This window comes from Streptomyces sp. NPDC111656, from assembly GCF_055656965.1.
This window is the reverse complement of the sequence record NZ_JBVKCA010000009.1, coordinates 77,413-97,725: the sequence shown is the minus strand read 5'-3', so window position 1 is coordinate 97,725 and position 20,313 is coordinate 77,413. Positions and strand designations below refer to the sequence as shown.

The 20,313-nt window shown below is 69.9% G+C and carries 18 protein-coding genes and 2 pseudogenes; 12 read left to right on the top strand and 8 right to left on the bottom strand.

The genetic code is table 11. The features are described from left to right. The first annotated feature begins 44 nt into the window (after window positions 1-44). The 10 genes from ACZ7M3_RS26335 (at window position 45) to ACZ7M3_RS26290 (ending at window position 9,330) form a co-directional block, all read left to right on the top strand. Window positions 45-1,739, top strand: a complete 1,695-nt coding sequence (locus ACZ7M3_RS26335) for a nitrite/sulfite reductase (RefSeq protein ID WP_190174467.1) — start codon at window positions 45-47, stop codon at window positions 1,737-1,739. Then, window positions 1,736-1,915 carry a hypothetical protein gene (locus ACZ7M3_RS26330; protein WP_452965255.1) on the top strand — a complete coding sequence of 60 codons (180 nt, stop codon included), beginning with the start codon at window positions 1,736-1,738 and terminating at the stop codon, window positions 1,913-1,915. The genes ACZ7M3_RS26335 and ACZ7M3_RS26330 overlap by 4 nt, the downstream gene beginning before the upstream one ends. Next, window positions 1,912-2,640, top strand: coding sequence for a phosphoadenylyl-sulfate reductase (locus ACZ7M3_RS26325; RefSeq protein WP_472066076.1), 729 nt, complete (start codon window positions 1,912-1,914; stop codon window positions 2,638-2,640). The genes ACZ7M3_RS26330 and ACZ7M3_RS26325 overlap by 4 nt, the downstream gene beginning before the upstream one ends. Then, a complete protein-coding gene (gene cysC / locus ACZ7M3_RS26320) occupies window positions 2,637-3,209 on the top strand; it encodes an adenylyl-sulfate kinase (RefSeq protein WP_402038271.1) in 573 nt (190 codons plus the stop codon). The genes ACZ7M3_RS26325 and cysC overlap by 4 nt, the downstream gene beginning before the upstream one ends. Beyond that, complete coding sequence (gene cysD, locus ACZ7M3_RS26315) at window positions 3,206-4,144, top strand: sulfate adenylyltransferase subunit CysD (protein ID WP_355422233.1); 939 nt, start codon at window positions 3,206-3,208, stop codon at window positions 4,142-4,144. Before cysC ends, cysD begins: the two co-directional genes overlap by 4 nt. 2 nt (window positions 4,145-4,146) lie before the next feature. Further along, entirely contained in the window at window positions 4,147-5,502 is a 1,356-nt protein-coding gene (locus tag ACZ7M3_RS26310) for a sulfate adenylyltransferase subunit 1 (protein ID WP_472066074.1), read from the top strand. A 232-nt stretch (window positions 5,503-5,734) separates the two neighbouring features. Further along, the gene (locus ACZ7M3_RS26305; protein ID WP_472066072.1) at window positions 5,735-6,850 is read left to right on the top strand and encodes an aliphatic sulfonate ABC transporter substrate-binding protein; all 1,116 of its coding nucleotides are present in this window, start codon (window positions 5,735-5,737) and stop codon (window positions 6,848-6,850) included. Window positions 6,851-6,886: 36 nt separating this feature from the next. Then, window positions 6,887-7,675: an ABC transporter ATP-binding protein gene (locus tag ACZ7M3_RS26300; protein ID WP_067376000.1), complete on the top strand. Its 789-nt coding sequence runs from the start codon at window positions 6,887-6,889 to the stop codon at window positions 7,673-7,675. After that, entirely contained in the window at window positions 7,662-8,582 is a 921-nt protein-coding gene (locus ACZ7M3_RS26295; RefSeq protein WP_472066070.1) for an ABC transporter permease, read from the top strand. Before ACZ7M3_RS26300 ends, ACZ7M3_RS26295 begins: the two co-directional genes overlap by 14 nt. A 7-nt stretch (window positions 8,583-8,589) precedes the next feature. Beyond that, on the top strand, window positions 8,590-9,330 hold the full coding sequence (locus ACZ7M3_RS26290) for a sirohydrochlorin chelatase (RefSeq protein ID WP_351700936.1): 741 nt from the start codon (window positions 8,590-8,592) through the stop codon (window positions 9,328-9,330). Between the two features lie 4 nt (window positions 9,331-9,334). Here ACZ7M3_RS26290 and ACZ7M3_RS26285 read toward each other — a convergent pair whose 3' ends face one another. The 4 genes and pseudogenes from ACZ7M3_RS26285 to ACZ7M3_RS26270 form a co-directional block, all read right to left on the bottom strand. Further along, window positions 9,335-11,935, bottom strand: coding sequence for a fibronectin type III domain-containing protein (locus tag ACZ7M3_RS26285; protein ID WP_472066067.1), 2,601 nt, complete (start codon window positions 11,933-11,935; stop codon window positions 9,335-9,337). A 136-nt stretch (window positions 11,936-12,071) separates the two neighbouring features. Beyond that, the gene (locus ACZ7M3_RS26280; protein WP_472066065.1) at window positions 12,072-12,698 is read right to left on the bottom strand and encodes a TIGR03086 family metal-binding protein; all 627 of its coding nucleotides are present in this window, start codon (window positions 12,696-12,698) and stop codon (window positions 12,072-12,074) included. Window positions 12,699-12,708: 10 nt separating this feature from the next. Continuing rightward, window positions 12,709-12,921 (bottom strand): annotated as a pseudogene (locus ACZ7M3_RS26275) (ketopantoate reductase C-terminal domain-containing protein); the annotation flags it as partial. 44 nt (window positions 12,922-12,965) lie between these two features. Continuing rightward, window positions 12,966-13,667 (bottom strand): annotated as a pseudogene (locus ACZ7M3_RS26270) (RNA-guided endonuclease TnpB family protein); the annotation flags it as partial. Between ACZ7M3_RS26270 and ACZ7M3_RS26265 the strand changes: the two are divergent. Continuing rightward, window positions 13,580-14,146, top strand: a complete 567-nt coding sequence (locus ACZ7M3_RS26265) for an aldo/keto reductase (RefSeq protein ID WP_472066063.1) — start codon at window positions 13,580-13,582, stop codon at window positions 14,144-14,146. The pseudogene ACZ7M3_RS26270 and the gene ACZ7M3_RS26265 sit on opposite strands and share 88 nt — an antisense overlap. 61 nt (window positions 14,147-14,207) lie before the next feature. On the opposite strand, the gene ACZ7M3_RS26260 is transcribed toward ACZ7M3_RS26265, so the two are convergent. Further along, window positions 14,208-14,585 carry a nuclear transport factor 2 family protein gene (locus ACZ7M3_RS26260; protein ID WP_472066061.1) on the bottom strand — a complete coding sequence of 126 codons (378 nt, stop codon included), beginning with the start codon at window positions 14,583-14,585 and terminating at the stop codon, window positions 14,208-14,210. After that, a complete protein-coding gene (locus tag ACZ7M3_RS26255; RefSeq protein ID WP_472066059.1) occupies window positions 14,578-15,126 on the bottom strand; it encodes a DUF1697 domain-containing protein in 549 nt (182 codons plus the stop codon). The genes ACZ7M3_RS26260 and ACZ7M3_RS26255 overlap by 8 nt, the downstream gene beginning before the upstream one ends. A 276-nt stretch (window positions 15,127-15,402) precedes the next feature. On the opposite strand from ACZ7M3_RS26255, the gene ACZ7M3_RS26250 reads away from it, so the two are divergent. After that, window positions 15,403-17,667: an MMPL family transporter gene (locus tag ACZ7M3_RS26250; RefSeq protein WP_472066057.1), complete on the top strand. Its 2,265-nt coding sequence runs from the start codon at window positions 15,403-15,405 to the stop codon at window positions 17,665-17,667. A gap of 78 nt (window positions 17,668-17,745) precedes the next feature. Here the strand turns inward: ACZ7M3_RS26250 and mgt are convergent, their stop codons facing one another. Together mgt and ACZ7M3_RS26240 are read right to left on the bottom strand one after the other, a co-directional pair. After that, on the bottom strand, window positions 17,746-18,945 hold the full coding sequence (gene mgt, locus ACZ7M3_RS26245; protein WP_472066055.1) for a macrolide-inactivating glycosyltransferase: 1,200 nt from the start codon (window positions 18,943-18,945) through the stop codon (window positions 17,746-17,748). Window positions 18,946-18,991: 46 nt separating this feature from the next. Continuing rightward, window positions 18,992-20,296 (bottom strand): ABC transporter substrate-binding protein, encoded by a 1,305-nt coding sequence (locus tag ACZ7M3_RS26240; RefSeq protein ID WP_472066053.1) that lies wholly within the window; start codon window positions 20,294-20,296, stop codon window positions 18,992-18,994. Between the last annotated feature and the right edge of the window lie 17 nt (window positions 20,297-20,313).

The following is a 20,313-nucleotide window of genomic DNA, read 5'->3' as shown; positions in this document are numbered from 1 at the left end:
GCCGCTCTCCTTCCTGTCCCGCAGTCCCGAAGGACGTATCAACCATGGCCGCCACCCCGCAGAATCCCGCCGCCGCGCCCCGCCGCAAGGTGAGTCGTCACCGCGGCGAGGGTCAGTGGGCCGTGGGTCACTTCACCCCGCTCAACGGAAACGAACAGTTCAAGAAGGACGACGACGGTCTCAATGTGCGGACACGCATTGAGACGATCTACTCGAAGCGCGGCTTCGACTCGATCGACCCCAACGACCTTCGTGGACGTATGCGCTGGTGGGGGCTGTACACCCAGCGCAAGCCCGGGATCGACGGCGGCAAGACCGCGATCCTGGAGCCGGAGGAGCTGGACGACAAGTACTTCATGCTGCGCGTCCGCATCGACGGCGGCCGGCTGACCACCGACCAGCTGCGCGTCATCGGCGAGATCTCGCAGGAGTTCGCGCGCGGCACCGCCGACCTCACCGACCGCCAGAACGTGCAGTACCACTGGATCCGCATCGAGGACGTCCCCGAGATCTGGAACCGGCTCGAGGCCGTCGGGCTGTCCACCACCGAGGCCTGCGGTGACACGCCCCGCGTCATCCTCGGCTCGCCCGTCGCCGGCATCGCCGAGGACGAGATCATCGACGGCACCCCGGCCATCGACGAGATCCACCGCCGGATCATCGGCAACAAGGACTTCTCGAACCTGCCCCGCAAGTTCAAGTCCGCGATCTCCGGCTCGCCGCTGCTCGACGTGGCGCACGAGATCAACGACATCGCCTTCGTCGGCGTGAACCACCCGGAGCACGGCCCCGGCTTCGACCTCTGGGTCGGCGGTGGCCTCTCCACCAACCCGAAGATCGGCCAGCGCCTCGGCGCCTGGGTCCCGCTGGACGAGGTCCCGGACGTCTACGAGGGCGTCATCTCGATCTTCCGCGACTACGGCTACCGGCGCCTGCGCACCCGCGCCCGGCTGAAGTTCCTGGTCGCCGACTGGGGTGTGGAGAAGTTCCGCCAGATCCTGGAGGACGAGTACCTCGAGCGGAAGCTCGTCGACGGTCCGGCCCCCGACCAGCCGGTCGCCCGCTGGCGCGACCACGTCGGTGTGCACCGCCAGCAGGACGGCCGCTTCTACGTCGGCTTTGCGCCGCGCGTCGGCCGCGTGGACGGCACCACCCTCACGAAGATCGCCGAGCTGGCCGCGGCGCACGGCTCGGGCCGGCTGCGCACCACCGTCGAGCAGAAGATGGTCGTGCTCGACGTGACGGAGGACCAGGTCGACTCGCTGGTGGAGGGCCTCGAAGCCCTCGACCTGACCGTCAGGCCATCCACCTTCCGGCGCGGCACCATGGCCTGCACCGGCATCGAGTACTGCAAGCTCGCGATCGTCGAGACCAAGGCGCGCGGTGCTTCCCTGATCGACGAACTCGAGCGCCGCATCCCCGAGTTCGAAGAGCCCATCACCATCAACATCAACGGCTGCCCGAACGCCTGCGCCCGCATCCAGGTCGCGGACATCGGTCTCAAGGGCCAGCTGGTCCTGAACGACCAGGGCGAGCAGGTCGAGGGCTTCCAGGTGCACCTGGGCGGCGCGCTCGGCCTGGAGGCCGGCTTCGGCCGCAAGGTCCGTGGCCTGAAGGTCACCTCGGACGAACTCCCCGACTACATCGAGCGGGTCCTCAAGCGCTTCCAGGCGGAGCGCGAGGACGACGAGCGCTTCGCCACGTGGGCCGCCCGTGCGAGCGAGGAGTCGCTGTCGTGAGCGAGCGAGCGGCTCCCTTCTACTGCCCCTACTGCGGCGACGAAGACCTCCGTCCGAGCGAGCAGGGCCACGGCGCGTGGGAATGCGCGGCGTGCAACCGAGCCTTCCAGTTGAAGTTCCTCGGGCTGCTCTCCCGTGGGATTCAGCGCAACGAAGGTGGAGGGGACGAGACATGACGACGATTCAGAAGGATCGGGAAGATCGGGAAGGCCGTACGGCCGCGGACCTGCAGCGCCTCGCCGAGCAGGCGGGGCGCGACCTCGAGGACGCGTCGGCCCTGGAGATCCTCCAGTGGGCCGTCGAGACCTTCGGCAAGACGTTCTGCGTGACCTCCTCCATGGAGGACGCGGTCGTTGCCCACCTCGCCTCCCGCGCCCAGCCGGGGGTCGACGTCGTGTTCCTCGACACCGGTTACCACTTCCCCGAGACCATCGGCACCCGGGACGCGGTCGAGGCCGTGATGGACGTCAACGTCATCACCCTCACCCCGCGTCAGACCGTCGCCGAGCAGGACGCCGAGTACGGCCCGAAACTGCACGACCGCGACCCCGACCTGTGCTGCGCCCTGCGCAAGGTCAAGCCCCTGGAAGAGGGCCTGACCAGGTACGACGCCTGGGCGACCGGACTGCGCCGCGACGAGTCCCCGACCCGGGCGAACACCCCGGTCGTCGGCTGGGACGAGAAGCGGCAGAAGGTCAAGATCTCGCCGATCGCCCGCTGGACGCAGGACGACGTGGACGCGTACGTCGCCGAGCACGGCGTCCTCACCAACCCGCTGCTGATGGACGGCTACGCGTCCGTCGGCTGCGCGCCCTGCACCCGCCGTGTGCTGGAGGGCGAGGACGCCCGCGCCGGCCGCTGGGCGGGACGGTCCAAGACCGAGTGCGGGCTGCACGGATGACCACGACCACCCAGATCTCCCAGGAGCAGCAAGTGACGACCGGAGCCACCATCTGGCTCACGGGTCTGCCGAGCGCCGGCAAGACCACCATCGCGTACGAGCTGGCAGGCCGGCTGCGCGCCGAGGGCCACCGTGTCGAGGTGCTCGACGGCGACGAGATCCGCGAGTTCCTCTCGTCGGGCCTCGGTTTCTCGCGCGAGGACCGCGACACGAACGTGCAGCGGATCGGCTTCCTCGCCGAGCTGCTCTCCCGCAACGGCGTCAAGGCGCTCGTCCCGGTGATCGCGCCCTACGCCGACAGCCGCGAGGCGGTCCGGGGGCGTCACCAGACCGGCGGCACCCCGTACCTGGAGGTGCACGTGGCGACGCCGGTCGAGGTCTGCTCCGTACGCGATGTGAAGGGGCTGTACGCCAAGCAGGCCGCGGGGGAGATCTCGGGGCTGACCGGCGTCGACGACCCGTACGAGGAGCCCGCGTCACCCGATCTGCGCATCGAGTCGCACACCCAGTCCGTGCAGGAGTCCGCGGCCGCGCTCCATGCGCTGCTCACCGAAAGGGGTCTCGCATGACGACCGTCGCCAGTGTCTCCGAGGAGACGGACAGCAGCCCGTACGCGCTCTCGCACCTGGACGCCCTGGAGTCGGAGGCCGTCCACATCTTCCGTGAGGTCGCGGGCGAGTTCGAACGGCCGGTGATCCTCTTCTCCGGCGGCAAGGACTCCATCGTCATGCTGCACCTCGCCCTGAAGGCCTTCGCCCCCGCCGCGATCCCCTTCACCCTGCTCCACGTCGACACCGGACACAACTTCCCCGAAGTCCTCGAATACCGCGACCGCACTGTCGAGAAGCACGGACTGCGGCTGCACATCGCCTCCGTACAGGACTACATCGACCGCGGAGTCCTGCGCGAACGCCCCGACGGCACCCGCAACCCCCTGCAGACCGTGCCCCTCACCGAGAAGATCCAGTCCGAGCGCTTCGACGCCGTCTTCGGCGGCGGACGCCGCGACGAAGAAAAGGCCCGCGCGAAAGAACGCGTGTTCTCACTGCGCGACGAGTTCTCCCAGTGGGACCCCCGACGCCAGCGCCCCGAACTGTGGCAGCTCTACAACGGCCGCCACGCCCCCGGCGAACACGTCCGCGTCTTCCCCCTGTCCAACTGGACCGAACTGGACGTCTGGCAGTACATCGCCCGCGAAGGCATCGAACTGCCCGAGATCTACTTCGCGCACGAGCGCGAGGTCTTCCAGCGGTCGAACATGTGGCTGACCGCCGGCGAGTGGGGCGGCCCGAAGGACGGCGAGACGGTCGAGAAGCGGCTCGTCCGCTACCGGACCGTCGGCGACATGTCCTGCACGGGCGCCGTCGACTCCGACGCGACCACGCTGGACGCCGTGATCACCGAGATCGCCGCCTCCCGGCTCACCGAGCGGGGCGCCACCCGCGCCGACGACAAGATGTCCGAGGCCGCGATGGAAGACCGCAAGCGCGAGGGGTACTTCTAGACATGACCAGCACCACCGAACCCACCGAGCCGCTGTCGGTCGAGCAGTTGTCGGCGACCACGCTCCTGCGCTTCGCCACCGCCGGTTCCGTCGACGACGGCAAGTCCACGCTGGTCGGACGACTGCTGCACGACTCCAAGTCGGTCCTGACGGACCAGCTGGAGGCCGTGGAGCGCGCCTCGGCGAGCCGCGGCCAAGACACCCCCGACCTCGCCCTCCTCACCGACGGCCTGCGCGCCGAACGCGAGCAGGGCATCACCATCGACGTCGCCTACCGCTACTTCGCGACGGCGCGCCGCCGGTTCATCCTCGCCGACACCCCCGGGCATGTGCAGTACACCCGGAACATGGTCACCGGCGCCTCGACCGCCGACCTGGCCGTCGTCCTCGTCGACGCCCGCAACGGCGTCATCGAGCAGACCCGCCGGCACGCCGCCGTCGCCGCGCTGCTGCGCGTCCCGCACGTGGTCCTCGCCGTCAACAAGATGGACCTCGTCGAGTACAAGGAGTCCGTCTTCGCGGCGATCGCCGAGGAGTTCACGGCGTACGCCTCCGAGCTGGGCGTTCCCGAGATCACCGCGATCCCGATCTCGGCGCTCGCCGGTGACAACGTGGTGGACGCCTCCGCGAACATGGACTGGTACGGCGGCCCGACGGTCCTGGAACACCTGGAGACGGTCCCGGTCAGCCACGACCTGGGGCACTGCCACGCCCGTCTGCCCGTGCAGTACGTGATCCGCCCGCAGACCGCCGAGTACCCCGACTACCGGGGGTACGCCGGTCAGATCGCCGCCGGCAGCTTCCGGGTCGGCGAGAGCGTGACCGTGCTGCCCTCCGGGCGCACCACGAAGGTCGCCGGGATCGATCTGCTGGGCAAGCCGGTCGACGTGGCATGGACCCCGCAGTCGGTGACCCTCCTGCTGGAGGACGACATCGACGTCTCGCGCGGCGACCTGATCGTGCCGAGCAAGGACGCGCCCCCGACCACGCAGGACGTCGAGGCGACCGTCTGCCACGTGGCCGACCAGCCGCTCACCGTCGGCCACCGGGTGCTGCTCAAGCACGGCACCCGCACGGTGAAGGCGATCGTCAAGGACATCCCGTCCCGGCTGACGCTCGACGACCTGTCGCTGCACCCGCACCCGGGCCAGCTGGTCGCCAACGACATAGGCCGCGTCAAGATCCGTGCCGCCGAACCGCTTCCGCTCGACTCGTACGCCGACTCCCGGCGCACCGGCGCGTTCATCCTGATCGACCCGGCGGACGGCACCACGCTGACCGCGGGCATGGTCGGCGAGTCGTTCGCCGCGCCGCAGCCGGTCAAGGACGAGGGCGACGACGACGGGTGGGACTTCTGACATGACGTCCACCGACTTCTACTCCACGTTCGCCAAGGAGGGCGGCCGCGTCGGCAGCGGCGCCCTCGGCAGCGGGCAGGGCGGAGTGGCGCGATGTGCGCAATGACGTACGCGCACTGCCTGCGCGCCCTGTCCCCCCACCCGACGTCCCGGATGCGACGACGAAGACCTGCCGACCTCCCGGCCACGACCTGAAAACGTGACCGCCGGGCCAACGAGAGGAACACCTCCCGTGCCTGCCATCCGCTCGAACCTTGTACGCCGTGGCATAGCCGCCGCCGTCGCACTCCCCCTGCTCGCGCTCGCCGCCTGCAGCTACGGCTCCGAGTCGAAGAGCGACTCCTCCTCCAAGGAGAAGGTCGCCGCCGGATCCTCGAAGATCGACGGCCTCGACACCGTGAAGATCGGCTACTTCGGCAACCTCACGCACGCGACCGCGCTGGTCGGCCGCCAGGAAGGCCTCTTCCAGAAGGCGCTGGGCGGCACGAAGGCGGAGTACTCCATCTTCAACGCGGGCCCCTCCGAGATCGAGGCGCTCAACTCGGGCTCGATCGACATCGGTTGGATCGGCCCGTCGCCCGCGATCAACGGCTTCACCAAGTCCCAGGGCAAGAGCCTGCGCATCATCGGCGGTTCGACGTCCGGTGGCGTGAAGCTCGTGGTGAACCCGAAGAAGATCAAGTCCCTGAAGGACGTCAAGGGCAAGAAGATCGCGACCCCGCAGCTCGGCAACACGCAGGACGTGGCGTTCCTCAACTGGATCGCGGACCAGGGCTGGAAGGTCGACGCGCAGAGCGGCAAGGGCGACGTCTCGGTCGTCCGAACGGACAACAAGATCACCCCGGACGCCTACAAGTCCGGCTCCATCGACGGCGCCTGGGTGCCGGAGCCGACCGCGTCCAAGCTGGTCGCCGAGGGCGGCAAGGTCCTGCTCGACGAGGCCTCGCTGTGGCCCGACAAGAAGTTCGTGATCACGAACATCATCGTGTCGCAGAAGTTCCTCAAGGAGCACCCGAAGGTCGTCGAGGCCGTGCTGACGGGCTCGGTCGACACCAACAAGTGGATCAACGCCAACCCCGACCAGGCGAAGGCGGCGGCCAACGCCCAGCTGAAGGTCGACTCCGGCAAGGAGCTCCCGGCGAAGGTGCTCGACCCGGCCTGGAAGTCCATCCAGATCACCAATGACCCGCTGGCCGCCACCCTCAACACCGAGGCGGAGCACGCGGTCAAGGCGGGCCTGCTGGAGAAGCCGGACCTGAACGGGATCTACGACCTCACGCTCCTGAACAAGGTCCTGGGGGCCGCGGGCGAGAGCACGGTCGCCGACGCCGGTCTCGGCGTCAAGTAAGGACCCACACCGATGAGTTCCCAGGAGGTGACGACCATGGCCACGACCCTCGCCAAGGCCGCCGACGGCGCCGAAGTGGTGGAGCACGCCGCCCGGATCGAGCATGTCTCGAAGTCCTTCGCCGGACCCGCGGGGCCCCAGCTCGTCCTCGACGACATCACCCTCGATGTCGCGCCGGGCGAGTTCGTCACCCTCCTGGGGGCCTCGGGGTGTGGGAAGTCGACGCTGCTCAACCTGGTCGCGGGCCTCGACGCCCCGACCGCGGGCAACATCACGACCAACGGGCGTCCGGCCCTGATGTTCCAGGAGCACGCCCTCTTCCCGTGGCTGACCGCGGGCAAGAACATCGAGCTCGCGCTGCGGCTGCGCGGCGTCGCGAAGTCCGAACGCCGCGACCGTGCGGAGGAGTTGCTCGAACTCGTCCGGCTGAAGGGCGCGTACGGGAAGCGGGTGCACGAGCTGTCCGGCGGTATGCGCCAGCGCGTCGCGCTGGCCCGCGCGCTCGCCCAGGACAGCCAGATCCTGCTGATGGACGAGCCCTTCGCGGCGCTGGACGCCATCACACGGGACGTCCTGCACGACGAACTGACCAGGATCTGGCGCGAGACCCAGCTGTCCGTCCTCTTCGTCACCCACAACGTGCGTGAGGCGGTGCGGCTGGCCGAGCGGGTCGTCCTGCTGTCCTCGCGCCCCGGCCGGGTGGCCCACGAGTGGCGGGTCGACATCCCGCAGCCGCGTCGTATCGAGGACGCGGCCGTGGCGGAGCTGTCCGTCGAGATCACCGAACAACTGCGTGGGGAGATCCGCCGCCATGGCCAGCACTGAGACGAAGGCCGACGCGGCCGGCCAGCCCGTCAAGGACAGCACGGGCAGCGACATGGCGGGCCTGGAAGCGGGCCTCGACGCCCTGGAGACGACCGCGCATTCGGGTCGGCCGGGCTTCCGCCAGACCTTCGTCGAGAAGATACTGCCGCCGCTCGTCGCCATCGCCCTGGTGCTGGTGGTGTGGCAGGCGCTGATCTCGTTCAAGGTCGTCACCGACCCGAGCAAGCTGCCCTCCCCGTCCGACGTCTGGGACGAGGTCAAGAACGCCTGGCTCGAGGGCACGCTGCTCGGTTACATCTGGACGAGTGTCTCGCGCGGTCTGGTCGGGTTCCTGTTCGCCCTGGTGATCGGTACCCCGCTGGGTCTGCTGGTGGCCCGGGTGAAGTTCGTCCGCGCCGCGATCGGCCCCATCCTCTCCGGCCTCCAGTCGCTGCCGTCCGTGGCCTGGGTGCCGCCGGCCGTCATCTGGCTGGGCCTGAACAACTCGATGATGTTCGCGGTGATCCTGCTCGGTGCCGTCCCGTCCATCGCCAACGGCCTGGTGTCGGGCGTGGACCAGGTGCCGCCGCTGTTCCTGCGGGCGGGCCGCACGATGGGCGCGACGGGCCTGCGCGGGACCTGGCACATCGTGATGCCGGCCGCGCTGCCCGGCTATCTCGCCGGTCTGAAGCAGGGCTGGGCGTTCTCCTGGCGCTCCCTGATGGCGGCGGAGATCATCGCCTCCTCCCCCGACCTGGGCATCGGCCTCGGTCAGCTGCTGGAGAACGGCCGCACCGCCAGTTCCATGTCGATGGTCTTCCTCGCCATCTTCCTCATCCTGTTCGTCGGTATCGCCATCGACCTGCTGATCTTCAGCCCGCTGGAGCGGTGGGTGCTGCGCAGCCGCGGTCTCCTGGTGAAGAGCTGAGCCCGTCATGACGAGTCGTCCGGTCCTCCTGGTCATCGCCCACGGCAGCCGCGATCCGCGTCATGCCGCGACGGTGCACGCCCTCGTACGGCGTGTGCGGGCCCGGCGTCCGGGCCTGCGCGTGGAGACCGGCTTCCTCGACTTCAACATCCCCTCGGTGCCGGCGGTGCTGGAGTCCCTGGCGGCGGAGGGCGTACGCGATGTGGTCGCCCTCCCCCTTCTCCTCACCCGCGCTTTCCACGCGAAGGCGGACATCCCGGCGGTCCTGCGGGAGGCTCCGGCGCGGCTGCGCATCCGCCAGGCGGAGGTGCTCGGCCCCTCCCCCCTGCTGACGGCGGCGCTCGAACGCCGGCTGTACGAGGCGGGGCTGACCCCCGCCGACAAGTCCTCGACGGGGGTCGTGCTGGCCTCCGCGGGGTCCACCGACCCGGAGGCGATCGCGGTGATCGCAGAAATCGCGCGGGAGTGGCGGCACACCGGTTGGTGCGCCGTGCGGCCCGCGTTCGCCTCCGCATCCCTTCCGCGCACCGAGGACGCGGTGCGCGAACTGCGCGCCCTCGGTTGCGCACATGTCGCCGTCGCCCCCTACGTCCTCGCCCCCGGCTTCCTCCCGGACCGCATCGCCCGCGGGGCCGCCGAGGCGGACGTACTGGCCGACGTACTGGGCCCGGCGCCGGAGGTGGCACGGGTCCTGCTGGAGCGGTACGACGAGGCACGCGTCCCGGTGCTGGCGGCGCTCGGCGCCTGAACTCTCACGCCTTGGTGGTGGCCGTCACGGTGGCCGCCGGTCCCGTGCCCGCCGCCGTCACCGTCGCGATCGTGACGGTGTACGAGGTCCCAGGACTGAGGCCTGCGATCACCCGGAACATGCCCTTCGCGGAGGGCTGGCCGACCAACACGTCCCGGCCCGTGACGTCGATCGGGGCGCGGCCGTCGGAGACGGTGACGCGGTAGCCGACGACCTTGGCGTCGCCGGTCGCCGTCGGCGGGGTCCAGGCCACGGTGGCCACGGTGGACGCCGTACGCAGCTTGGGGCCGGTCGGTGCGCCCGGCAGCGCGGTCACGGCGGTCGGGGTCAGCGGGAGCGAGGCGAGCGACGGGGCACTGGTGCCGTGGGCGTTGCTCGCGGTGACGGTGACCGTGAGCGGGCCGGCCGACGCGGGCAGTCCACCGATCCGTACGACCGCCGTGCGCTTGAACTCGGCCGCACCGACGGCCTGTTCACCCACCTGGCGTCCGGACGCGTCGTACGCCCGCGCCGTGTAGCCCGTCACCGGTGAACCGCCGTCCACGAAACTCGGGTTGAAGGTCACGTACAGAGCGTCGACGCCCACCGTGCTCGTACCGACACGGGAGGGTGCCTCCGGGGTGGAGACGGCGCCGACGCGGCGGGTCAGCAGTCCACGGTGGGCGGGTTCGAGTCCCGCGTTGCCGATGATCTGCGACGGTACGTCGGACGGAGCCGCCATGATCTTGTTGCCGGTCGTCACCAGTCCCTTGTTGTCGCCGTCGGCGGTTCCCTCCTCCCACCAGTTGTCCTTGACGAGGGTCGGGTCGTTGTTGCCGAGGGTGTCGCGGTAGTCGGTGTGACGGGAGGCGACGTTGGCGTAGGAGGCGTTGTAGAGGACGTTGCCCTCGACCGTCTCGTAGGTGCAGCCGTTGTCGGTGTAGACGTTCTTGCCCAGGCCCCACTGGTCGTGGATGACGTTGCCGGTGACCTTCTCGCCGTCGGCCAGGGAGGTGCCCGTCAGTCCCTGGGTGTAGATGCCGCCGCCGTCGTCGAGCATCTGCATGTAGTCGAAGATCAGGTTGTCGCGGACCGTGTTGTCGTGGCTGGGGTTGGGGGTCGCCGGGTCGCCGATCTTGTCGGGCCAGCCGCCCCAGCCGAGCGAGACGGCACTGTAGCCGACGTGGTCGATCTGGTTGTGGGCGATCGTGGTGCTCTGGGTCCAGCCGTTGAGGATCGCCACGCCGCCGTGGAACTCGCGGGGCAGGCCGTAGAGGTGATTGTCCGTCACCTGCACCCCGGAGGCCGGGGTTTGCCCGTCCACTCCACCGATCTCCAGTCCATTGCCGGAGATGTCGGTGAAGACGCTGCCGCTGACCGTGGAGTCCTTCGAGCCGGTGCCCAGGTCGAGGCCGGCGGCGCCGAGATGGGCGAAGACGTCGTCGCTGAACGCGATGCGCTGCCCGTGGGTGAAGGAGACGTTGCCCGGCATCTTGGTCCAGGACGCGAAGGGGCAGGTGCCGCCCTCGACGTACTGGCACAGGCCCTGGGTCGCCCAGCCCTTCTCGCCGGTGATGGTGTAGCCCGCCTGGATCTCGGAGAAGCCCTCGGGCCCCGAGGGGGTGAGCCAGGTGGCGTAGCTGAACTGCAGGCCGCGGAAGGCGAGATCGTGGACGGGCGCGGTGGCCGTGCCCCGTCCGTCGATCAGTTTCTCGGCCTGTGCCGCCTCGACGTCGGCGCGCGCGAGGTTCTCGCCCTTGCGGGGCAGGTAGTAGACCCGGTGCGCGGTGCGGTCGAGGTACCACTCGCCGGGCTGGTCCAGGAGTTCGTAGGCGTTCTCGATGTACGTCGCCCTGCCGCCGTTGGTGAGGTGGCCGGGCCCGACCATGCTGACCGTGCGGCCGGGGATGTCCGGGAACTCGACTCGCTTGTTGGAGTTGTCCCAGCACGGCTGGACCATCGTGATCGTGGTGCCCTCGGCGGCAGCGATGCGGCAGCGCGGCTCGGTCCACTGGCCCAGGCCGTTGCGCTCGACGTTCCACAGGGACTCGCCGCTGGTGTAGACGAACTCGGCGTCGGAGGGGTGCTTCCAGTGCGCGAGGGTGTCGGAGGACGCCGTGTATCCGGTGGCGGTCTGGGTGAGGGTCACCGGCACGGCCCCGCGGGCGCGCTGGGCGCGCACCCCGTCGACGTACAACTGCCGGGTGTCGGTGAGGCCTTGGGGAGCGGGCGCGGACCACAGGCCCGGCCTCCCGGCGACCGGGCGCCAGCCCTGGACCTGCCGGCCACCGCTGACGACGGTGTTCCCGGTGCCCTGCCAGATCACCTGGTGGCCGCCGGTGCCCGAGTCCCGGGCGTCGAGGGTGAGGGGTGTGGTCCGCCGGTAGGTACCCGAGGCGAGGTGGACCGTCAGGTCGCCCTTCATCCCCGTGACGCGCTCGCGGACGAGGTCGCGGGCGCGTTCCAGGGTGCGTACGGGGTGGTGGGCGGTGCCGTTCGCGTGGTCGTTCCCGCTCGGGGAGACGTAGAGGTCGGAGGTCGCGGGCTGGGCGGAGGACACGGCACCCGGAATTCCGAGGGCCAGGACCGTGGAGATCAGGGTGACTAGGGCGGCTCTTCGGCGCATGGGCATGTTCCCCTCCCGTGGGATCAGCCTGTACCCAACGCCGAGAAAGGTAGGATCTATGATGCGTCACCGTCAATGAATGCGACAGGAACGGCGTAACTCCCTTCTGCCGGGCATCGATTCATCCGAGCAGCGTTCATGTCCCCGACCGCTGTTCAGTCGAAGGACGTCGGTCCTGCCGCGGATCCCGGCCGCTGTGCGCCAGGGCCCGATCGAACAGGGGTGCGTCGTCGGGAACCGGCACCGGGTCGGCGAAGCCGTCGTACTGGCGGTACAGGTCGGCGTGCGTGTCGACGACGTCCAGAACGAACCGGGCCGCGCCGTCCGAGATCCGCAGCTCCTGGCCGGTGGCCGTCGCGACGTCCCAGCCGTGCACCGCCATCTCCTTGACGATCATCGAGGCGATGTCGGCGGCGGGCAACTTCGCCATCCCGAGGTCCACCTCGCCCTCCCACACCGCGGGGTCGTCCCAGGCGGCCACGGCACGGTCGAGCTGCTCGGCGTACGCCCGCGCCCAGCCGGGATCCACCGTGAAGTCGCGGCCGGTCAGCTCCTCAGGGAGCTGCTTGCGCAGCGCACGATGCTCCAGGCCGTGCGAGGTGTAGAGGACCCAGTGGTTCACCAGGGCGCGCAGGTCCCAGTCCGGGCAGTGCGTGGGACCCGGCTCCGCCAGCTGCGCCGCCGTGACACCACCGGCCACCCGGGCGGCCTCGGCGGCGCATTCCACCATGTACGGGTGCACGTTCTTGTACGGATTGCTCATGCGCTCCACGCTAGGGACGCGGCGCGCGCTCCTCTTGAACAAACGCGACAGCCTCGTCGGCCAGGCGTACGAGCTCCGCGACGGGCAGCGACCCCGCCGCCCTGCGCTCGCGCGCGAAGGTGTTCGCGAGCCGCTGGAGCAGCTCGTTGAGCGGGGTCGGCACACCGTGCAGCCGCCCGAGGAGGACGATCTCGCCGTTGAGGTAGTCACCCTCGATGGCGCCACCGACCGCTCCCGCTCCGATGATGATTTGACCTGCTCCTCGGGCTAAAGCCCAAGGATTCCGGCCTTCCGGTCCGGTGCCGTGCCACATAGCGGCACGGCACCGGACCGGATTCCGTGGCTTCCTGCTTCTTCGCGCTGCGCCAGAACCTTAGGTTCTGGTCTTACCTGCGCTCGACAGGCTGTCACCGCCAGTCCGGCGGCCTGTTTGACGTTCTTGGCGGCGTTGTGGTCCCGGTCGTGCCGGGCACCGCAGTACGTGCAGGTCCACTCCCGTACGTGTAGAGGTTTGGGCCCGTCCTTGATGCCGCAGACCGAGCACACCTGACTGGTCGGCTCGAACCGGCCGACCTTCACGAACGCGCGCCCGTACCGCTGCGCCTTGTACTCCATCATCGCCAGGAAAGACGCCCATCCGGCGTCATGGACGGACTTGCCGAGCCGGCTGCGCGCGAGCCCCTTGACCGCCAGGTCCTCCACCGCGACCGCTTGGTTCTCGCGGATCAACTGGGTGGAGAGCTGGTGGTGGAACTCCCGGCGGGTATCGACCACCTGCGCATGCGCGCGGGCAACTCGGAGGCGGGCCTTCTCCCGGTTCCTGCTGCCCTTCTGCTTACCCGTACGCCGAGGGCCTGTTGATCGCGACCAAGGGCGGCGTCGTGCGCACCAGCGACCGCGCCTGGCACGTCGACGGGCGACCCGAGCGGTTGCGGGCGATGTGCGAGGCGAGCCTGCGGCGGCTGCGGCTCGAGTCGATCGGCCTGTACCAGTTGCACCGGCTCGACCGGGCCGTACCGATGGCCGAACAGCTGGGCGCACTCGACGAGTTGCGCGCGGAGGGCAAGATCCGGCACATCGGTCTCGACTCGGTCACCGCCGAACAGCTGGAGGAGGCACTGGAGTTGACGGACATCGCCTCGGTCCAGAACCGCTTCAACCTGCTCGACCGCGACTCGGAGCCGCTGCTGAAGCGGTGCGAGGCGCGCGGCATCGCCTTCCTGCCCTGGTTCCCGCTGGGCAACGGCTCCCTCACCGTCGCCCCGGAGTGCGCCCGGATCGCCGCCGCGCACGGGGCGACACCGGGGCAGATCGCCCTGGCCTGGCTGCTGCACCGCTCCCCGGTGCTGTGCCCGACCCCGGGCACGGGATCCCTCGCGCATCTGGAGGAGAATCTCGACGCGGGCGCGGTGCGGCTGACCGCCGAGGACATGGCGGCGCTGGGTTGACCCTGCCCCTGGGGCAAGGACGAGATCGTCTCGTACACCACCTAGGGCGGCGCACGAAAGGTCACGCTGGTTCGGACCTGAACGGTGTGCCCTGGTGGAAGTACAGGCGCCAGCCGTCCTCCGTCCGCCGCCACAGCGAACTCCGGTGCACCCGGCGGCCGTTGTCCTCCTCCGTGTCGAAGGTGAGGTGGACCAGGTCCGGTGCGAGCTGGACGCCCTTCATCCGTGAGGCGGTGAGGGGCCGCGACCCGGGCGCGGCGTTGCCGGTCAGTTCGGCGAGGACGGAGGCGCGGTCCCACAGCCGCCCGGAGCTGCCGAACTCGTAGAAGTCGGGGTGGAGCAGTGCTCCGAGCCGCTCCGGCGAGCGGCGGACCTCCGCGTCGAGCAGCCTCAGTTCGCCCATGATGGCGGCCTCCACGGCGGGGTTGTGCTCAGGCATCGGTCAGCTCCTCGAGTTTGACGACCGTGTTCCAGTTGCGGGTGGTGGCGGTGACGCCCTTGAGGAGGCGCGGCTTCGACAGGGCCTCGGCGAGCTTGGAGCGTCCCAGGCCGTCGGGTGCGTACAGATAGAGCGCCCGGTCGCCGAGGCGGAACTCCTCCGGCAGGAACACCGCCGGGTCGACCGAGGCGAAGCGCCCGGGGTCGACGGGGCCCGAGAAGTAGGTGACGTGCAGCTGCTTGGCCTCCAGTTCGGCGGCCGGGAACGGGCACGCCTCCCGTACGCCCCTCAGATAGGCGTGGTCGCGGACCAGTACGCCGACGCCGAAGCCGAAGTGCTTCTCCATGGCCTCGGCCAACTCGGCCGCCAGGGACTCCTCGTCCCCGCGGTCGGTGGAGAAGACGGCGTTGCCGCTCTGGAGATACGTCTGTACGTCGCCGTGGCCGAGTTCCCCGAGCAGTGTGCGGAGCTCAGCCATCGGCACCTTCTTGTTGCCGCCCACGTTGATCCCGCGCAGCAGTGCCGCGTACGTCGTCGTCATCCGCACACCATAGGACGGCCGTCGGGCCCAGGCGGATCAACACCCGCACCCCGGTCTCGTTCGGCGACCGCACCCTGATCCGGATCCCCGAGAGGCCCGGATAGGTGTAAGGGGCCCCTGTCCTCCCCAGTGCGGAGGCGACGGGGTCCGCGGGGAGGAGCCGGAGGTCCCGGGGTTCACCAGGCAGTACGAGGAGACGCTCTTATCCGCCCCCTACCTTCATAAGCAGAGGTGACGGCAGGGGGCTGTCACCGTGCACAAGGGGGCAGGCCCGTCATGGGGAACGGAGACATACGGGTGCGGGGCATCGCCGCGCGGGCAGGCGGCTGGAGCGCCCGGCACCGATGGGCCGCCGTGGGAATCTGGGTGCTGTTCGTCGTCCTGGCGATGGGGCTCGGCTCGGCGGCGGGCCGCGTCGACGTCAAGGAGAGCGATCAGCTCAAGGGCGAGACACACACCGCCGCGAAGATCATCGAGGACTCGGGGATCGAGGAACCGGCCAGTGAGAGCGTCCTGATCCAGGGGAAGGACGCGAACGTCAAGACGACCGACGCCGACTTCCGCGCCGCCGTCACCGCCGTCGTCAAGGCCGTCGAGGGGACCGGCAAGGTCACGGACGTGACCTCCCCCTACGACACGAAGACGATCTCCAGGGACGGGCGCAGCGCGCTCGTGCAGTTCGACATACGGGGCGACGCGGAGACCGCGGGCGACCGCGTCGAGCCGGTGCTGAACGCCGTCAAGGGCGTCCAGAAGGACCATGCGGGGCTGCGGATCGAGGAGATCGGCGGCGCCAGCATGCAGAAGACCTTCTCCGACGCGTTCGGCGACGACTTCAAGAAGGCCGAGTACTCCGCGGTGCCGGTGGCCCTCGGTATTCTGCTGATCGCCTTCGGCGCCCTGGTGGCGGCGCTGCTCCCGGTGGCGCTCGCGGTCACCGCGATCATGGCGACGATGGGCCTGATGGGCATCGTCAGCCACCTCCAGCCGATGAGCGACACCGCCAACTCCGTGATGCTCCTGGTGGGTCTGGCCGTCGGCGTCGACTACTGCCTGTTCTATCTGCGCCGTGAGCGCGAGGAGCGCGAGGCCGGCCGGGACGCCGGTGCCGCGCTGCGGATCGCCGCCGCCACCAGTGGCCGCGCCATCGTCGTCTCCGGTGTCACGGTGTGCGTGGCGATGGCCGGCATGCTCTTCACCGGGCTCGCCGAGTTCGAGGCGATGGGGCTGGCCTCGCTGATGGTCGTGGCGGTCGCCATGGTCGGCTCGGTCACCGTGCTGCCCGCGCTGCTCTCGCTGCTCGGCGAGCGGGTCGAGAAGGGCCGTCTGCCGTTCCTGCACCCGGACAAGCGGCGGGCCAGGGGCAAGCGCGTCCGGTCCGCCGAGGAGGGCAGCCGGTTCTGGAGCGCGGTGCTGCGGGTCGTCCTCGCCAAGCCCGCGGTCTCGCTGGTCGTCGCGGCCGGTGCGCTGCTCGCCATCGCCGCTCCCGCCCTCGGCATGAAGACCCAACAGCTCACGCTCGACAAGGAGTTCGGCAACTCGCTGCCGATCGTGGGGACGTACAACCGGGTCAACGACGCCTTCCCGGGCGGCTCCGAGCCGGCCGAGGTGGTCGTCAAGGCACATGACATCAACGCCGCCGACGTGAAGTCCGCGCTCGCCGACTTCCGTACGCAGGCCATCAGTTCGGGTGCCTCGCGCGGCCCGGTCGACATCAAGGTGCACGCGGCGCAGAACGTCGCCTTCGTGTACGTGCCCCTCGTGGGCGGCTCCGACCAGGACAAGGCGGAGAAAAGCCTTCAGCTGCTGCGCGACAAGGTGCGGCCCGACACGCTCGGCAAGGTCGAAGGTGTCCAGGCGCCAATCACGGGTCAGGTCGCCGGATCGCACGACTTCAGCGACCAGTTGCTGGGCTCGGTGGCCCCGGTCTTCGCGTTCGTGGTCGTCTTCGCCTTCCTGCTGATGCTGCTCTCGTTCCGCTCGCTGACGATCGCGATCACCTCGATCGTGCTCAACCTCCTGTCGGTCGCGGCGGCCTACGGCATCCTGGTCGCCGTCTTCCAGCACGGCTGGGGCGCCTCGCTGGTCGGCGCGGAGGGCGTGGGCGCCATCATCACCTGGCTGCCGCTGTTCCTCTTCGTGATCCTCTTCGGGCTCTCGATGGACTACCACGTGTTCGTGGTCTCGCGGATCCGTGAGGCGCGTCTGCGGGGCCGGGACACCAAGGACGCGATCCGGCACGGGGTGGTCACGACGGCCGGTGTCGTCACCAGCGCCGCCGTCATCATGGTCGCCGTCTTCGCGATCTTCGGGACGCTGTCCATGCAGTCCATGAAGCAGATGGGTGTGGGCCTGGCGGCCGCGGTGCTCATCGACGCGACGATCATCCGCGGGGTGCTGCTGCCGGCCGTGATGGCGCTGCTCGGCGAGCGCAACTGGTACCTGCCGAAGTGGCTGAACCGGCTGCCGGACTTCACCCACGACGAGTCGCCGGAGGCCGTGCTCCCGCCGGCCCGGGAGGGCGAGCGGGCCGGGGTGTGACCCCGTGACCGCGTAGGCATCAGGGCCTGTTGGTTCCCCAGGGGACCAGCAGGCCCTTTGTCCATGCGCCCCTCTCGCCTACGCGCCCGCCGACAGCTCGGCCTCGATGAGGTCGGCCGCCCGCCCGGTGCCGTCCTCCCCCGCCATCTCCTCCCGGATCACCGCCAGGCGGCGCGCCACCTCGGGATCCTCGACCAGGGCGAGGACCGCCTCCCGCAGGGTCTCGGCCGTGGCCTCCGTCACCGGCAGGTGACGGGCCACGCCCAGCGCCTGGAGCAGGTCGGCGTTGCCGAACTGGTCGACGGCCTGCGGTACGGCGACCATCGGGGTGCCGGTGGCCAGCCCCTCCTGGCTGCCGCCCGCACCGGCGTGCGTGATGAACGCGTCGGCCTGGCGGAGAACCGCGAGCTGGGGCACCCACGGGTGGACCTCCACGTTGCCGGGCACCTCCCCCAGCTCCGTGGGGTCGACGAAGCGGCCGATCTGCAGCACGACGTGCCAGCCCGGCAGCCCGCCGAAGGCCTCGACGCACGTGCGGTAGAAGGCGGGCTGCTTGGTGAAGGTGGATCCCAGCGACACGAGCAGCACCTTCTCGGCGTCCGCGGGCCGCCGCCAGTCCCCCTGCGAGGCGCGGTCGCCCTGGCAGGCGCCGACGAAGGCGTACCGCTTCTCGTCGACGCGGTCGGCGTTCGGCTGGAGGGCCTTGGGGATGAGGACGAGGCACCGGTCGGGGCGGCCCATGAAGTCCTCGACGCTCAGGTCCATGCCGTTCTCCGCGATCCAGCGCGCGAAGGTGTCGTAGAACGCCTTGCCGCGCGGGGTCCGCTTGAGCGGCTCGAACAGCGGCTTGCCGACCTCCTCGTCGTATCCCTCCCAGGCGACGAGGTTCGGGGAGAGCTGCACGATCGGAACACCCCAGCGGTGGGCGAGCACCCGGGCCGGGTACGCGGTGATGTCGTACAGCACAAGGTCCGGTTCATCACCCTCGTAGGCCGCCGCGAGTTGCGGCTCGGCCTGCAGGGCGTCCGTCAGGAACGGCTCGAGGTTGTCGATCAGCTCGGTCCCCCATGCCTCCGGGTCGTCGTCCGTGGGCAAGGTCGAGTGCCACAGCCTCGGCTCGGCCCCCGTCTCGGCGACCTTCTCGGCGAAGGCGGGCGGAATCGCGTACGTCACGCGGTGACCGCGCGCCACGAGCTCGCGGATCACCTCGATGCTCGGGTTCACGTGCCCGTGGGCGGCGATGGAGAACATGGCGATGTGAGCGGGGCGAGTGGTCATACGACGACCCTAGACAAGACGAGACGTCTCGTCCAACCTGTTTTTGTCACCTCTGATAGCGGGCCAGCACCAGGTTCCCGTCCCTCACCAGCCGCTTTCTCAGTTCGGCGAGCCCGATCGCCCCGCTGTAGTACTCCTGGAACGCGGGGGTCGCCACCTTGTCCTTCCACTCGGGATAGCCGCGCACGGACTGGGCGGGGGCCGGGCGGAGGTGGGAGGCGAGGGCGGCGCCGGTCGCCCAGCCGTTCTTGGCGGTGTGCAGGGCGGGGTCCTTGAGAGCCTCGGTCCCCGTGGGCAGCATCCAGTCGCCGAGGGCGAGGCGGACCATGTTCTCCGGCCGGAGCAGGAAGTCGACGAACGCGGCGGCCTCCTTCTTGTGCGGGCTGTCGGCGGCGATGGACAAGGTCTGCGGGCTGACGCCCTGGGTCAGCCCGTCCGCGCCGGCCGGGGCGGGCAGCACCTGCCAGTCGAAGCCCTTCGGCGCCTGCTGCACGATCTGCTGGCGGTAGGAGAACCCGAGCGGCACCATCGCGTACTTCCCGCCGAAGAAGCCGGGCAGTGTGTCGGAGCCGCCCATGCCGAGCGTGGCACTGGAGGCGCTCCGGTCCGTGTTCACCTCGTCGTGCACGGTCCGCGGCACCACCGCGTCGGCCGTGTCGAAGTGGACGGTCATCTTGCCGTCGGCGCCTCGGTGGAACAGCTGTCCGCCGGTGGACAGGGAGAGGTTGAGCGTCGCCGAGACGGGTTCCCTGAGCGGCCAGGCGACGCCGTACCTGCCCTTGCCGCTCAGCCGCTTCGCGACCGCCCGGAACTCGCCCCAGGTCCACGGCCGTTCGGGCGTCGGAATGCGGACGCCGGACGCCTTCAGCCATCCGGCGTTGGCGATCAGGACGCGTGGCTCCTGGAGGAAGGGCACGCCGTAGACCCCGTCCCCGAAGGTCGCGGCGTCCCAACTGTGCTGTGGAATGTCGGACTTGAGCCGCGCGGGCAGCAGCGTGCGCAGATCGGCGAGATAGCCGCCGTAGGCGAAGTCCGCGAGGTCGTCCGAGGCGTCGTGGATGATGTCCGGCGCCTCGCCGCCCTCGAAGGAGGTGAGCAGCTGGTCGTGGACGCTGTCCCAACTTCCCTGGACGTACTCGACCTTGACGTCCGGATGGGTGGCGTTCCACTCCTTCACCAGCGCCTTGTTCGCGGCGACGGACTCCTGCTGCCAGGCCAGGGACTGGAAGCGCAGGGTGATCCGGCCGCCCTGCGATCCGCCGCCGCCACCGGAGCAGCCCGTGCCCAGCAGGAGCAGCAGCCCCATGACCAGCGCGACGCATCCGCTCGCGCGCACGGGCTTCCGACGCATCGGCCCCCCACGCACCG

Excerpts from the sequence above, each read along its gene's own strand:
- ACZ7M3_RS26335 (WP_190174467.1), top strand. The coding sequence starts at position 45 with ATGGCCGCCACCCCGCAGAATCCCGCCGCCGCGCCCCGCCGCAAGGTG.
- ACZ7M3_RS26290 (WP_351700936.1), top strand. The coding sequence starts at position 8,590 with ATGACGAGTCGTCCGGTCCTCCTGGTCATCGCCCACGGCAGCCGCGAT.
- ACZ7M3_RS26280 (WP_472066065.1), bottom strand. The coding sequence starts at position 12,698 with ATGAGCAATCCGTACAAGAACGTGCACCCGTACATGGTGGAATGCGCC.
- ACZ7M3_RS26300 (WP_067376000.1), top strand. The coding sequence starts at position 6,887 with ATGGCCACGACCCTCGCCAAGGCCGCCGACGGCGCCGAAGTGGTGGAG.
- ACZ7M3_RS26325 (WP_472066076.1), top strand. The coding sequence starts at position 1,912 with ATGACGACGATTCAGAAGGATCGGGAAGATCGGGAAGGCCGTACGGCC.
- ACZ7M3_RS26295 (WP_472066070.1), top strand. The coding sequence starts at position 7,662 with ATGGCCAGCACTGAGACGAAGGCCGACGCGGCCGGCCAGCCCGTCAAG.
- mgt (WP_472066055.1), bottom strand. The coding sequence starts at position 18,945 with ATGACCACTCGCCCCGCTCACATCGCCATGTTCTCCATCGCCGCCCAC.
- ACZ7M3_RS26260 (WP_472066061.1), bottom strand. The coding sequence starts at position 14,585 with ATGCCTGAGCACAACCCCGCCGTGGAGGCCGCCATCATGGGCGAACTG.
- cysD (WP_355422233.1), top strand. The coding sequence starts at position 3,206 with ATGACGACCGTCGCCAGTGTCTCCGAGGAGACGGACAGCAGCCCGTAC.
- ACZ7M3_RS26285 (WP_472066067.1), bottom strand. The coding sequence starts at position 11,935 with ATGCGCCGAAGAGCCGCCCTAGTCACCCTGATCTCCACGGTCCTGGCC.
- ACZ7M3_RS26240 (WP_472066053.1), bottom strand. The coding sequence starts at position 20,296 with ATGCGTCGGAAGCCCGTGCGCGCGAGCGGATGCGTCGCGCTGGTCATG.
- ACZ7M3_RS26255 (WP_472066059.1), bottom strand. The coding sequence starts at position 15,126 with ATGACGACGACGTACGCGGCACTGCTGCGCGGGATCAACGTGGGCGGC.
- ACZ7M3_RS26250 (WP_472066057.1), top strand. The coding sequence starts at position 15,403 with ATGGGGAACGGAGACATACGGGTGCGGGGCATCGCCGCGCGGGCAGGC.
- ACZ7M3_RS26310 (WP_472066074.1), top strand. The coding sequence starts at position 4,147 with ATGACCAGCACCACCGAACCCACCGAGCCGCTGTCGGTCGAGCAGTTG.
- cysC (WP_402038271.1), top strand. The coding sequence starts at position 2,637 with ATGACCACGACCACCCAGATCTCCCAGGAGCAGCAAGTGACGACCGGA.